Here is a 14,399-nt window from a genome sequence, read left to right as displayed (position 1 = left end):
GCGGGGCGGGCGGTGCTCCCACTTTACGAAAAGAGCCTTCATCATCGAAGGGGAATCACCCAAACTACGGCATTTTGTATGATAAGCAATTACTAGCAAAAAAAGCCATTTCCTATACGTTAGGAAATGACTTTTTTATTTCGCCTATTGTGCTAAAGCATCTGTTAGTTCAAATTTCATTTTTTACTTCCCCGGGACCAGATAACCACTGGAATCAATAATAAAGATAATAACCCTCCAATAAATGATAATGTTGTATAACTTGAACCAGCCACAATCATTCCGGATAAGGCTCCGCCAGAAGCCCCTGATAAGGCAATTAAAACATCCACTTTACCTTGAGTTTTAGCCCGAGTTGAAGTTTCAGTTGAATCAACAATCAGAGCAGTCCCACTTATTAAACCAAAATTCCAACCTAATCCAAGTAAGGAAAGAGCAATCACTAGGAAAATCATGGAATCACCTGGTGCAATCGCTGATATCAAACCTGCCAAAAGCAAAGTGGCTCCAGAGGCAATAGCCATGGCAGTACGACCAAACTTATCAACAAGGAAACCTGTAACCAGTGACGGGAGATACATGGCACATACATGAAATCCAATAACAAGACCTATATCACCCAAGTCATGTCCATGATGTCCCATATGAACTGGTGTCATTGTCATGATAGCCACCATTACGATTTGAGTAAGGACCATAATTGTCGCACCAACAATAATTCCTCTTTTGTTTGCTATTTGTTCAGTATCAGTCGAATGTTCTAACACCTTTCTTTCTTGGTTGGACGCTTCTATCGTTCTTGCTATCACTAATGGGTCTGGGCGAAGCATGACGAAAAGTACAAGACCTGCCAGGATAAATGCTGCTGCTGATAAAATGAAAGGACCAGCAAGTGATGGAATGCCAATAGATGTAGCAAAGTCCCCCATTACATTCACTAAATTCGGACCTGCAACTGCACCAAATGTTGTAAACACCATTGTAATACTAATAGCAGTAGCTCGCTGTTTATTGTTCGCTAAGTCCGTACCAGCGTAACGAGCTTGTAAATTTGTCGCTGTACCCGCACCATAAATAAGCAGGGAAGCAAATAAAAGGAAAACACTATTTATTATAGCTGCAGTTATGACTCCTATTGCCCCAAGTCCACCTATCATAAAACCGGCTGTTAGACCTGTTCGACGACCGTAACGTTGAGAAAGTCTCCCTACGATTAAAGCAGCCCCTGCAGACCCTAAAGTAAATAAACCCGAAGGAAGTCCAGCAAATGCATCTGTCCCAAGCATTTGTTGTGCAAGAAGTGCCCCCACCGTAATTCCAGCAGCTAACCCAGCACCACCAAAAATTTGAGAAATACTTACAATAATTAATGTGCGTTTGTATAACATTTTTTGTTTTTCTTGAGAATCTGCATAACTCTGGTTCAATTGATATGCTTTATTGGACATTTGTTAATACCTCATTTATCATTCTGTAATTTCCAATCATGTACACCTTCCTCTAGACGAAATGCATGAAAACCTTTGGATCTTAAAAGTTCAACAGCTTCCACTGACATTAAACAGTAACAACCACGACAATAAGCAACCACATCACAATTGGTTGGTAAAGTTGAAAGTTTCTCACTTAACTCTTCAATTGGCATAGAAACTGCACCAGGAATATGAGCTTCTTCATATTCCTCCATAGGTCTTACATCCAACAAAATAACCTCACCTTTATCCATCCGTTCTTTAAGTTCTGAAAGTGAAACCCCATCCATGCCAAGATTGACATTTAAGAACTCCTGCTTAATTTGTTGAACCTGTACAAACTGTTTTTCTGATAATGTATGCAAGGAAGTTAAAAAATCCGAAATGGCTGCATCCGCCAGTTCGTAAATGACGTAGTTCCCTTTCTTCTGAAACTTTACCAATCTAGAATTAGCAAGGGTTTGTAAATGTTGAGATACATTCGCCACAGACATATTAGCAGTTTTAGATAATGTCTCCACCGACTTTGGACCTTGAGATAAAATATCAAGAATTTCCAATCGTTTTGGACTAGAAAGGCTTTTACCTATTCTTGCGAACTCTTGATACAATAAATCTTTTAATTTGCGATCATTAAACATGTAAAATCACCATCTATCTATTCAAGTGTTTTATTGAATACTTGAATATTAAGCAAAGTTATAAGAAAAGTCAAACAATTATTTATGAAATTTCACTCCAACCGTTTGTTAAAAATCCCCCTTTAGCACTTAGGTTCCATAAGAAAAAGCCGCCTTAAAGACAGCTCCAATCATCAGCTAACGCACCTATCCGTTCAACAAAACCGGGTTTTCACCCTGTATTATGTTCATCAAAAATCAGACAAGTGGGAAATCCGTTAGTTCCTTAACGCTTTTCTGACTTTCTTTGCAAAAACTAATGGATCATCAACAGCTTCGATATTAACGTATATCAAATTCGGATCATCAAATAGCCACTCATTGTGTATCGATGAAACTATTATTCCTTGTTTAAGAATCAAAGCAACAAATTTCTCGACTTCACTTTGCAAGAGTGCTACCCTACCTAGGCACAATGCTTGTCCAGTCTTATCTCTTGATTCAAATGAGAAAGAAGAGGTCACCCTAAAACGTTTTCCTAAAATTTTTGCTTTTATATCATTTCGATTTATGGTTGTCACACATTTTCCACCCGCAAATCCTTCTTGGCCGCCGATAATCCTAGCAAACTTTTGACAAATTAATTCATCATTAGATGCCATCTATTCATCCCCTCCCTAATATTAATAGGATATGAATCAATGAATAGATTCGAAACGGATATGCATCTATTTTGAAATGAAAGTCATTTTTTTATTCAAACTATCCTTCTCCTGTTAGCTCCATAAGAAAAGAGCTGATGTCAAAGCTCATTAATGAATTAGCGCAGCCGATGGTTCTTTAAGAATTTTTGTGAGTTGACACAAACTGTGACGCAAATGAGACGGTATGAAAATTAATTATATGAGTTCGATCTGCTTTGTTTCTTATGATGGGATAAACGATAAAGGCCACTAATAAGGCAGTACAGAAAGAAGTAACCAAAAAGAATAATGGTAGGTACTATATTGGTAAAGATATTTATAAAAATAAAACCTAAAATGCCTGCCCCTTTAGTTGAATAAAACTCCTGTAATTATTCCTTATTTTAATTTTAAAAATGGCTTATCGAGGTTCGATAAGCCACTTTTATACATATTGTATTATTTTGATAATGCGATTTTTATATGGGCTAAATGATGCTCTTCGTGCCAAGCTAATTTTGCAACTTTAGTTGCAACTGTTATTATACCGTTTACCTGGTGAGTAAAAGCTCGATCTAATTGCTCTTCAGTTAAACTATGTCCTAAAGATACGATGCGCTCATTTATACCTTCTAACATTTTAATAGAACTTTCTACAGGAAGCTTTGAATCCGGTTGAATAGCCCACTTTTCTTCATCAAAAGCTGGTACTGTTGGATTCTCATCTGTTAAAGCCAGCTTCAAACGTTGATACATGTTCAACTGAGAATCTGCGATGTGATGAACAAGTTGACGAACTGTCCAGCTACCTTCACGATAAGTTCTGCTTAATTCCTCATCACTTAATGAGTCGACAGTTTCTCTTAATCGAATCGTGTAAGTTTCGATTTCCTTTAGCCATTCTTGAATATTTTCCAATGTTACTTTTTCAGGAACTTGTAGTTTCCCAATTGGGTATCTTACATCCATTTTCAATCCCCCTTTTCCTCATTCTTTATTTCATTATAATTCGGTCTTAACGTTTAATTTTATTTAATTATATCACTTCAAAATAGGCGCTTACCCTTGTTCCTGAATAGCGCCCGTTTCTAGAAGATCGAATCTAAAAAGGTAAGAAAAGAAGTATCAATCTTTAGTATTAACATCCTTCATAATCATGGAATTTAATTAAAGCAATTTCTTCAATTTGGCACTACGTGGTGATTTAAATTTACAAGAATTTTTAAGACGTTTTTTTAAAACTCGTTTTATTTGACGGTTTCATACCGCATCAGCATTGAACCACTTGTTTCGTAAAGCTTGGTTTCTATCAACTTCATGTCGTGACGTGTTTCTATGTTGTCGAAGAAACGTTTTCCGCTGCCCAAAATGACCGGATGAATGATGATTCGGAGTTCATCAAGTAAACTAGCATTAATCAAACTTTGAACAAGAGCTGCACTCGCAGGAACAATGATATCTCCCTTGATTTCTCTTTTAAGCTCCCCTACTTTCGACATTACATCATGGTTAAGCAGAGAAATGGTATCATCGTAGTCTCCCCAGTGAATTACCGTAAGCTCATTATTATTAGTTGCTACATACTTTCGAGTTTTATTCATGGCGTCAGCCCAATCTCCCTCTTGGAACGGCCAATATCCTGCAAAGCCTTCATATGTGACCCGCCCCATCAAGAGTGCGTCAGCCTTCTGGAACATGACAAGACCATCATTTGTGGAATCCACGATGCCAGGCATTGCCCAGCTTACCATGTTGTTTTCTTCACCTTTCGGCCCCGTAAAGATACCGTCCAATGTGTTGCTTACGTTTGCAATTATTTTCCCCATATACCTCCCCTATTCTTCTTGAATTTAACGAGTAAAAACATCTTCTGAATTAACTTCGATTTACTTACGAATGATTCCTTCTATTATTCAAGAAAATGACCGCTAATATATCCCATTTATAGCCTACCGTTTCATATATATCATCTTTCGGGGGATATGGTTTAAAGGAATATACTACATCCCAGTCAAACGGTGTTACATCTAATAAATTTATTGTTTCACGGGAATGTCCAATTGATAATACTTCTTCTTTTAATAGCTCTTCGTTTACATCCCATAAATCCTTCTTTAATAGATTTATCCACTTCATTATAACAATTATTCCCAAAACGAACTTACATTCCTTAATGAACTATCCTGCCCCTTTAGTTGCATAAGACTTTTTATTGAGTTGATAAAGACAGTGACATAAAAAAAGACGGTTTTACCGTCTAATAAATTGCACTAGTTTTCTAAATAAAAACAAACCTAATATTACAATAGAGATTATAGGACTAATCCTGGAATACTTAGTCATCTTAATCAAACATAAATGTTTTTTTTCGATAGCTTATTGAAAAGACTAACCCCAACGCTAACATATTACCAATTAATGAGCTTCCTCCATAACTTATAAAAGGTAAAGGTATTCCTGTTATAGGTACTAGGCCTATATTCATTCCGACATTCTCAAAAACATGGAAAAAAATCATAAAAGTAACACCGGTACATATGTAAGATTCAAAACTATTTTTTACTTCTAGAGCTAACTTCACTATGCTCGAAATAAGGAGAAAATAAATTGTTACTACAATACTAGCTCCAAAGAAACCATATTTAGAAGAAATAACGCTAAATATAAAATCCGTATGTGCTTCAGGAACATAAATTCCCTTTTCCGGATAACCGTAAACACCTCCTGCACCAATGGCTAATAATGCTTTGGTTAGATTATAACCTTCACCTGATGCATAAGATTCTGGATCAACCCAAGCATAAATTCTTCCTAATTGATATGTTGCGAATCCCATTGATTGAAGCATTTCAGGGTTAAAAAAGACTAAATATATAAGGATACTAGCAATTAAGGAAATAATAATAAAAATAACACTAATTATTTTCCATGATATTCCTGAAACAATAAAAATCCCTGTAAAAATACATATTAATACTAAAGACGTACCTAAATCTGGTTGTAGCATAATTAAAAGTATAGGAAGAGCTGTGGCAGCTCCCATCTTAATTAATAGTAATAAATCTGTTTTTAAAGTTTTAACTAAATATTTTTCATGATGTTTTTGTACTAAGAAACTCAAACAAATTATTAAGGATATTTTTGTGAATTCAGCTGGTTGTAAAGAACCAATTCCAGGTAATTGAAACCAGCTTTTGGCTCCATTTATTTTACGTGCTATTGACTCAGGTGCCAAAATCAATGCTATTAAAAGAATTATGCTAAATGAGTAAATAAACCAATTCAAGCGACAGATCTGTTCAGAATCTAAATACATAATTCCTGCAATTATTCCGATTCCTACTATATACCAGGTAATTTGTCTAAATAAAAAATTCCCTTCATATTGACCAAAATCTTGAGCATTTAATATAGCTATACAACTTGTTATAAATAGTAAAAGTAAAAGTGTAATTAGGTTGTAATCCAACTTTGAATTTTTCATTATTTCCCCTTGTAAATATTTTCTTATGTTATAATTTAACTTAATTATACTAAAAATGTAATTTTTTTAAAATAAAAGCACTTTTATTGTTCATACATTCTAGGTATACAATTGAATAAAAATAAGCATGGAGGATTGTATGGAGGATAACCAATTAAAAATAAGGCTTAAAATGGTATCTTTTTTTTGTTATACGATTTTATTTTTTCTTTTTATTTGTTCTGTGATTAAATTTTGGTAGTAACATTTCCACATTTAAATATTATTTCACAAAAAGTAATTAATGGTATACAAGTAATTCATTAATAATAATCCTTTAGAAAAGAAATTCTATTAAACTAAACTGTCCTGATAGTTGCATAAAGAAAGAGCTGCCTTAAGGACAGCTCTAATCTTAAGCTAACGCACCCGTTAGTTCATTAAGAATGGGTGCTTATAATTGAATTAGAGTTGCAAAATACACCTCTTTTAAAATTAGTTGTTCTTGCAGGACGTTTATTTTCCCTTTATATCCATAACCAATGTATCGAATAATTTACCATCAATATAAACTAAGAGTGCCCATTTCCCTGCTTTCGGTAGCGTGACATTCGAAGGCAAACTCGCATCTGCTCCATTACCACCACTGACACCAGGCCCAGACCAGGCCCCATCACTTAAAACAGGACTTGTATTTGAAGTATCTTGGTTGTAACCAACGATTGTTAATTCACCTTTATCAATCCCCCAAAAATGCCACAACCACTTTTCCACTTTATTTGGTTTTAATTCTGGTCCTATTATGCCAAGTTTATTTTTGTTTCCAACCATATCACTACCACCTGTATCAAATTCGGTAGCCGTCCTATCCCAATCTATCTTTTCAAAATCTTTTTCCGTTACAAAATTGGGAATATCTTTAGGAAGGCTGAGTTTAGTTGGATTTTGAGGTTCTTGAACCTTGGTTGATGTACAACCACTTACAACAAATAAACATAAAAATAGTGCTACAAAAAGGCTTTTTTTTTCAAAAAGTTTCAGCTCATTTCTCTTTTTCTTTAAATTATACCATTAAATACCATACCAAACATTTAAAATAGTTATATTACGTATGCTTTTTCACTATCCTGCCCCTTTAGTTCCATAAGAAAAGAGCTGTCTTAAAGACAGCTCTGATCTTCAGCTAACGCACCCGTTAGCCATCCATGAATCACAAAAATCAGCTATTCACCACAAAGAATGAAAATGGTTAGGAAGTGTCAATACTGATACTGACCTTAATCCAGTCAACCCTAATCCATAGACTAATTAATTAACGCTCTCCTCTTTTTTTAAAACGATTGAGCAGGGTCTTCTTAAGTATTGTCATTTTTCATTTTTAAAGAAACTTATTTTCATGGTAGTTTAAGTACAATTATTAACAAACTTTGGTTGTAATTCTATAAAAAAAGGAACTGCTTTCACAGTTCCCCTTTTAGATATTTACCCAATGAACAACTAGATCCAGTCTGCACTTTCATCAGCAAACCTTTGTAAGTCATTCATAAAAACACTTGCATGATAACCATCACAAACAGCATGATGAATTTGTAACGAAACAGGTAAGAACCATTCATCTTTTGTTTGTGAATATTTCCCCCCAGTTATAATGGGTAAGAGAAAATCTCCACCATTATTAATATTTAAATTAAATGCTGTAAAAGAACTCCAAGGTATCATAGATATCGGAATATTATTATCTGGTACAGGAGTCTTTGGAAATAAACTACCCGTACCATTGTATTCTTCTACATCTTTTTCATACTGAGAATGAAATTCAGAAAACCTACTTACATTTGGTGACCAGATGCTAGAAAATGTGTATGTCTTCTTATCAAAAATTGTATAAGAAGGCAAAATTTCTGACCAATAACCTAAATTCCCTTCTGGGTTAAAACTGGTTTTAAATTCCCGATGGGAATTAACTATATTTGTAACCATAAAAATAAACGCAGGATATAACTTATAATTCTTCTTCTTTAAGTTCTTCATAAGAACAGTAATATTAATTTCATTCGTTATACTGAATGTTGTTTGTTGTTGTAAATAGTGTTCGAAGTACTCTTTTCGATACCAATTTTCACGATCAATTATATTGAATTTCATATACAACGCCTCCTAATATGTTTTATTTGATTTAGGAGGCTATTTCCTCTGCTTTTTTCATGACAATCATCCTTTTGCAAACTCATTTATACCACAACATTATCAAGTATTCCTAGACTAAAATCAACTTACAGATATTACTTTCTTCAACTAACTGCCCCGTTAGCCATCCATGAATCGCAAAAATCGGCGATTCACCACAAAGAATGAAAATGGTTAGGAAGTGTCAATACTGATACTGACCTTAATCCATTCAACCCTAATCTATAGGCTAATTTATTAACGCTCTCCTCTTTTTTTTAAACGATTGAGTAGGGTCTTTTTAAGTATTATCATTTTTCATTTTTAAAGAAACTTATTTTCATGGTAGTTCATTAAGGCTTATTGTAGAGTTGACACAAACTGCTCCCTAGTGAAAAAAATAAAGACTAACCAAATTGATTAGTCCTCATGAAGAAGAAATTAATTGTTTCCAAATTTTTCTTGATAATAACTCCAAGCTGAAATTGCCCCTGCCGTTGTTATTTCACCAACAAATAAAAGTAGTCCGACAACAAGAAAAGCGAAAATTCTTCAAGAATCGCGCCCGATTACAGAGGATTAAAAAGAATAGAGTTCTAATATTTTTTCTAAGGGTAATTTATCCGGATTACACATGTCAACAAAATAGGGTAACTGCCATTTTTGAGTTTTCATCGCTTGATTACTACTCGGACTATCCCAGCTAGGATAAACTCTTATTGCCATTTTGCCCTTTGTTGAAGTAGACCTAAGAATGTTCTGTTTTAAAAGAATTTCTTTTGGGAAAATAAATTGACCAAACTCATTTTCATTTTTAAAGGTAGTTATAACTAATAAATCAGGGGCTTCCTCATATAAGTAGGGTTGATTTTTATTATTTTCGTCTTTTTCCCAAAATGCAACAAACTGCCCTACTTTGGTAGGGGTTATATTCGCAACTCTGAATCGAACTGTTTTAGAAGATAATTGAAATGTACCAGCACCATACTTAGAATTTTGTTTCTCTTCTTGAACTGACTTTACAGTTAAGTGATTCGACTCATAAATCATTTTATTTACATAAGTTAATGCTGTAAAAAAATTATTCATTTCTTCACTCCTAAATTTCAAACAAAATGGCCCAATTATTGAATAAAGATCAAACAGTACTCTTCAACTATCCTGCCCCGATAGTTACATAAAAAAAGAGCCACCAAAGCAACTCTAAGATAAAACCCTTTTTATAATTAACCAATCGTCTTCAGAACATTTTTTATTTGTACGATATTGTTCTGTTCGCCGTCGTTCATCTTATAAACAAAAACGGTATTAATGACATTGTTAAAGCTTAATTTGTAATAGTGAATGTTTGTATAGTTATATAGATCTATAAGCTTAGTATTCAATACTGCAATGGTATTGCTGATTTGCAAAAAATCTTGGATACTGCTGATTGATTTTATTTCCTTTAATTTATATGGTATTTGATTATTCATAAGCCATTCGGTCACAGCTCTTGTATACATACAACCTATACTCAATACGAGCAATGTAATAGGTGTTTCCCAATCAAAATTGATGATATGGTCCTTACTTGAAATGACCTCGAATGTTTCAGTTGCAACGATGTCATAAGTTAAGTCGGGATATTTCTTAATAGGTTCACTAATGAGTGCACAATCTAATTCGGAATTGTGCACTTTTTGGTTTATGGCATTACTGGAATCTACGGCGAAATCCACATCCATTTGAATGTCGTTCTTATTCAAAGTATTCGCGATATCGGCACCATAGATTTTCAAGGTTGTATGTGATGTGCCAAAATCCACTTTAGCGTTAGTTTGAAAGGCACCAATTTTTTGTAAAAATTCTTCGTACTCTTTTAAAATAAGTTGAAGATAGTTTTTATACTGTAATCCTACACTAGTGATTTTCAATCCTTGGGGCGTGCGTTTAAAAACAAGTTTGCCAATTTCCGACTCTATTTTTTTCACTTTAGCCGTAAGGGCGGATTGAGTATAGTTCGTGATTTCTGCAGACTTACTTAAATTTTGACGGTTTAATATTTCAATTTTCAATGCTATTTCTTTGATGTTCATATTGTTGGCACACCCTATAAAAAATTTTTATGAACCCTATCAATTTCCTCCATTTTACGCTTCTGGGCAGGCAGAGTAAACTCTAGTTAGCTTAATAAGTAAGGGAGACTAAATAATGTTAGAAGCTAATAATAAGAATATACCCCACCGAATTCTTATTGAACGATACATCAAACATAGGGGGAGCTTTAATGCATACATATTATAAATGGTTAATCGTATTGGTGGCCACGTTATCCCAAACTGCAGCAACCTTTGTGACATATGGCATGGGACCCATCGCTGCATTTTATCAAATTGAATGGAATTTAACACCGCTTCAAACAGGCTTCATTGTTTCAGCGGTCAATATTGGTCCGATGTTTTCAATGCTGGCATTCGGCTACTTGATGGATAAAAAAGGGGAAAAACACATTATCGGGTGGGGGACCATTTTATTGGGGCTCTCAGCTTTAACGCTAGTTTTTGTTAATGATTATATGGTATTGCTGCTTTTATTATTGTTGGTTGGTATATGGTACGGAAGTGCTCAAACCGGTGGAAGCACGGCCATCGTAAAATGGTTTCCAAACGAACATAGAGGTCTGGCTCTAGGGATAAGACAGACGGGAATACCGCTTGGAGGATCTTTAGCCTCTGCAGTTTTATCCTATACATATTATCATTTCAATTTGTCATCAGTTCATGTAGTACAAGGTATCGTAGCGATAATGGGAGGGCTGCTCTTCCTATTATTATATAAAGAACCAGAAAGAACGAGTGAAACGGGATCAACCTCGGTCGGGTTCAAGGAGAAAATGAGTGTCATCAAAAATAATAAAGAGTTATATCCGATGTATATAGTGGGTGTTGTGATGATGTCATTACAGATGATTATCATTGCGCATTTTATGAGTTATTTGCACAACGAAGGGGGCTATCCATTAACAGCGGCAGGAAAATATTTAAGCGTCGTTTTAATAGGTGGTATGGTTGGACGGGTAGTCATCGCATGGGCGAGTGATCAATTCTTTGAAGGTAAAAGGGAAAGATTATTGCTTATTGTGATGGCTGTTACCGTAATTCTTACAGTGATGCTCCCACTCATCATAACTGTTGAAATGGAAATAGTGATGCTATTATTTTGTTTTCTTTTGGGTTTTGTAGCCATTGGTTGGTATTCCATTTTTATTGCTTGTATCACAGAACAATCGGATTCACGTTTTATAGGTTTAACGGTGAGTTCAGCATTGACATTAAATCAATTATTTATTGTCATAGCACCCTCTTTATTCGGATTAGTCGTTAATCTATTGAACAGTTATCAACAAGCCCTATATTGGGCCGGAATATCTGTAGCTTTAGGAGCGATTAATTTATACAGAGCAAAAATAAAAAAAAGAATGGATCATAGGATCACCGCAAAATTTGATCAAATTAATACAAATAACCTTGATAAATGAATAAATAGAAAGGGCATGTTTTGAAAAAAGATGAATCAACACACATGCCCTTATACTATTTAATGGATTATTCTTTTATAAAAATGATCGATCATTTATTGTGTTCCTTAATCAACTAACACACCCGTTAGCTGTGGAAGAAATATTATTAAAAATCAAAGTTGGAACTATCTGGCATCTCTTCTAGTGTATTTACTTCTGTTGCAAATTGAAATAATTCAGGGTGATCTGCCATGTCTTGCATCGCCTTTTCTCTTTGTTTTTTTGCTGTTTCAATGTCATCTTCAACTAATGTGACACTTCCAGGTAATAGAATAACTTCTTCATCTTCTGGTACTGGCGCATTTGCTAAATCAGATTGGAAAGAAGAAAGACCAATGAAAGTGATCAATAAGAAGAATAACATAAGGATTTTCTTAAACATAATCTACCTCCTTAGAATATGTATAATTATACCATATATATATTATGGATAGAATTGGATGTGTAATATAATGGTATATTAGTCCTTCTTTCAGTAACCTGCCCCGATAGTTTAATAAAGAAAAGCTGCCTTAAAGACAGCTCTGATCTTCAGCTAAACCAGCTAATAGGATGTCAATATCTTTCTCTAAAAATTTCATTTCCCTTATGATATACTATTTTTGGCCATGCCAAATAACCCTCCAAAACCCTTTTGGAAGGATTTTTCTCTGTTTCACAAAACCGTTAATCAGGCTAAATCTAGGAACGTTTCTTTTCTCTTTAATAGAGCGTAAATCCAATGAAGCAACTTATTCATACAGGCAACGATTGACACTTTGGCCGGTTTTCCTTCTGATTTTTTCTTATCATAGAAAGCTTTAAGCTTTTTGTTCCTTGAACTTCTTATGCCGCAAAGTACGGCAAGATACAGAGAATGACGTAGTCTGCTCGAACCTCTTTTAGTAATACGATTAATGGTTGCCGTAAACTTACCCGAAGAGTGAACACTTGGATCTACTCCAGCGAAGGCAACCAGTTTTTTCGGATGATTAAACCGATCGATTTCACCAATTTCAGAGATAATCGTGGCTGCGATTTTTTCTCCTATACCGGGAATCGATTGGATGATCTTATATTCTTCCAGTTCATTTGCCAGGGCCACTATACGATCTTCCAAATCAGAGAGGTGTCCCTGGTAATGAAAAAGCAACTCAATATACATACGAAGATTGATTACGTGACTTTCATACACGTTTTTTTGGAATGGATTTCGAGATGCGGAGTCCATTATTTTTTTTGCTTTTTCCCATGCCCATTGACCCGATCGGCTAGGACAGAACTCTATAACACTCTCTGCTAGCTTACTTTCCCCGGCTGTTAATACCGCCTCTGAAGTGGGATATTCCTTTAACATCAATAAAGAAACCTTCGAATATAGATCCCCAAAAACCTTCCGGTATTCAGGAAACACTTGATCTAAAATGGTGTGAAACTGAAGTTTAGCTTCCACATACATATTCGTAACGATTTCCTGTTGTCTTGACAAATTCCGAAGGTCTAATAGCTGAATTCCTCTAATTTTATGAGGTTCAAAATCCTCTTTGTAATACAGCACACACAACTGGTACGCATCGATAGCGTCTGTTTGTATAAACCTCACTGAAATTGTGGTACTAATTTAAATAAGGAGAATTAAAATTCTCAACAAATAATCCAGAATCTTCAACCTTTTTACGGGCGTTAGGACAATCCTTATTTGCCCCAATGTACATATAGTAATCGTAACCGAAATGAACAAAAAAATCGTTTTTGTAACTTAACTTACACCAAATAACATTCCTTAAAGTTAACTTTGCTAACTCATTGATTTCTTGAGTAGTTACGCCTTTGCCCACCCACATTTTTGATAAAAAACCAGAAGCATTTTGATTCGCAACCTCGTCAGACCATATCTCTAAAGCATTTAAATAAACCTTATTTAAGCCCATCTATCCATAAAAGTAGTAATTGCGTTTATGTAATTTGATTCTGTTCTCAAATAATCTTCTTCAATTACTACTGTTTCCACCTCTGAAAAACAAGTCCATTCCTTGTCATCAAGATAATAACCACTTTCATCTCTGTTTTTAGGATTATATTTTGTTATCCTCCAAGAAATCAATTGGTTACACACCCACTTTTTTATCTTTATTATAATGGTATTGTATAGATTATAAGACAATTTCTTCTTAAACTAAACTGCTCCTTTAGTCCCATAATCGAGTAGGGGGAAAATAAGTTTATTTTCGCCCCTCTCACAACACCGTACGTACGGTTCGCGTATACGGCGTTTCAATTTATATCACAGTGTGTGCTTTTAGATAATGTTCTAAAGCAGAGGGGATTCCCCTCTGCTTTAGTCTTTTGTTTGAGATTGCTCTTTGGACGACTTTGGATACTCCTATGAATCGGTAACCTTTTCGACAGTAGGTTAATCCTTTCGCTTCTTCCTCCGGAATTCCTAGTTGAATA

15 protein-coding genes and 1 pseudogene are annotated in these 14,399 nt (G+C 34.8%); 1 reads left to right on the top strand and 15 read right to left on the bottom strand.

Features of this window, described 5'->3' with window-relative positions:
* Nucleotides 1-176: 176 nt before the first annotated feature.
* The 11 genes from N0M92_RS26060 to N0M92_RS26010 all read right to left on the bottom strand — a co-directional run bounded on the left by N0M92_RS26060 (nt 177) and on the right by N0M92_RS26010 (nt 10,482).
* Complete coding sequence (locus tag N0M92_RS26060; protein ID WP_260288532.1) at nt 177-1,448, bottom strand: MFS transporter; 1,272 nt, start codon at nt 1,446-1,448, stop codon at nt 177-179.
* An 11-nt stretch (nt 1,449-1,459) separates the two neighbouring features.
* On the bottom strand, nt 1,460-2,113 hold the full coding sequence (locus N0M92_RS26055; protein WP_260288531.1) for an ArsR/SmtB family transcription factor: 654 nt from the start codon (nt 2,111-2,113) through the stop codon (nt 1,460-1,462).
* A 257-nt stretch (nt 2,114-2,370) separates the two neighbouring features.
* A complete protein-coding gene (locus N0M92_RS26050) occupies nt 2,371-2,754 on the bottom strand; it encodes a DUF1259 domain-containing protein (protein WP_260288530.1) in 384 nt (127 codons plus the stop codon).
* Between the two features lie 480 nt (nt 2,755-3,234).
* Complete coding sequence (locus tag N0M92_RS26045; RefSeq protein WP_260288529.1) at nt 3,235-3,744, bottom strand: YfiT family bacillithiol transferase; 510 nt, start codon at nt 3,742-3,744, stop codon at nt 3,235-3,237.
* Nucleotides 3,745-4,022: 278 nt separating this feature from the next.
* The gene (locus tag N0M92_RS26040) at nt 4,023-4,601 is read right to left on the bottom strand and encodes a dihydrofolate reductase family protein (RefSeq protein WP_260288528.1); all 579 of its coding nucleotides are present in this window, start codon (nt 4,599-4,601) and stop codon (nt 4,023-4,025) included.
* Nucleotides 4,602-4,665: 64 nt separating this feature from the next.
* Nucleotides 4,666-4,911, bottom strand: a complete 246-nt coding sequence (locus N0M92_RS26035) for a hypothetical protein (RefSeq protein ID WP_260288527.1) — start codon at nt 4,909-4,911, stop codon at nt 4,666-4,668.
* Nucleotides 4,912-5,119: 208 nt separating this feature from the next.
* Nucleotides 5,120-6,259 (bottom strand): FtsW/RodA/SpoVE family cell cycle protein, encoded by a 1,140-nt coding sequence (locus N0M92_RS26030; RefSeq protein WP_260288526.1) that lies wholly within the window; start codon nt 6,257-6,259, stop codon nt 5,120-5,122.
* Between the two features lie 495 nt (nt 6,260-6,754).
* Nucleotides 6,755-7,117 (bottom strand): DUF4871 domain-containing protein, encoded by a 363-nt coding sequence (locus N0M92_RS26025; RefSeq protein ID WP_260288564.1) that lies wholly within the window; start codon nt 7,115-7,117, stop codon nt 6,755-6,757.
* A gap of 618 nt (nt 7,118-7,735) precedes the next feature.
* Nucleotides 7,736-8,383 carry a type A chloramphenicol O-acetyltransferase gene (gene catA / locus N0M92_RS26020; protein ID WP_260288525.1) on the bottom strand — a complete coding sequence of 216 codons (648 nt, stop codon included), beginning with the start codon at nt 8,381-8,383 and terminating at the stop codon, nt 7,736-7,738.
* A gap of 600 nt (nt 8,384-8,983) precedes the next feature.
* Entirely contained in the window at nt 8,984-9,493 is a 510-nt protein-coding gene (locus tag N0M92_RS26015) for a MepB family protein (RefSeq protein WP_260288524.1), read from the bottom strand.
* A 137-nt stretch (nt 9,494-9,630) separates the two neighbouring features.
* On the bottom strand, nt 9,631-10,482 hold the full coding sequence (locus N0M92_RS26010) for a LysR family transcriptional regulator (protein ID WP_260288523.1): 852 nt from the start codon (nt 10,480-10,482) through the stop codon (nt 9,631-9,633).
* 191 nt (nt 10,483-10,673) lie between these two features.
* Between N0M92_RS26010 and N0M92_RS26005 the strand changes: the two genes are divergently transcribed.
* Entirely contained in the window at nt 10,674-11,924 is a 1,251-nt protein-coding gene (locus N0M92_RS26005; protein ID WP_260288522.1) for an MFS transporter, read from the top strand.
* A 148-nt stretch (nt 11,925-12,072) separates the two neighbouring features.
* Here N0M92_RS26005 and N0M92_RS26000 read toward each other — a convergent pair whose 3' ends face one another.
* The 4 genes and pseudogenes from N0M92_RS26000 to N0M92_RS25985 all read right to left on the bottom strand — a co-directional run bounded on the left by N0M92_RS26000 (nt 12,073) and on the right by N0M92_RS25985 (nt 14,049).
* Nucleotides 12,073-12,348: a hypothetical protein gene (locus N0M92_RS26000; RefSeq protein ID WP_260288521.1), complete on the bottom strand. Its 276-nt coding sequence runs from the start codon at nt 12,346-12,348 to the stop codon at nt 12,073-12,075.
* Nucleotides 12,349-12,636: 288 nt separating this feature from the next.
* Nucleotides 12,637-13,551: pseudogene (locus N0M92_RS25995) on the bottom strand (IS110 family transposase); the annotation flags it as partial.
* Nucleotides 13,552-13,561: 10 nt separating this feature from the next.
* Nucleotides 13,562-13,876 (bottom strand): hypothetical protein, encoded by a 315-nt coding sequence (locus tag N0M92_RS25990; RefSeq protein ID WP_260288567.1) that lies wholly within the window; start codon nt 13,874-13,876, stop codon nt 13,562-13,564.
* A complete protein-coding gene (locus tag N0M92_RS25985) occupies nt 13,867-14,049 on the bottom strand; it encodes a hypothetical protein (protein ID WP_260288520.1) in 183 nt (60 codons plus the stop codon). Before N0M92_RS25985 ends, N0M92_RS25990 begins: the two co-directional genes overlap by 10 nt.
* Nucleotides 14,050-14,399 lie beyond the last annotated feature (350 nt).

Source organism: Peribacillus aracenensis, from assembly GCF_025175645.1.
GTDB lineage: Bacteria > Bacillota > Bacilli > Bacillales > DSM-1321 > Peribacillus > Peribacillus aracenensis.
This window is presented reverse-complemented; position numbering and strand designations above follow the sequence as displayed.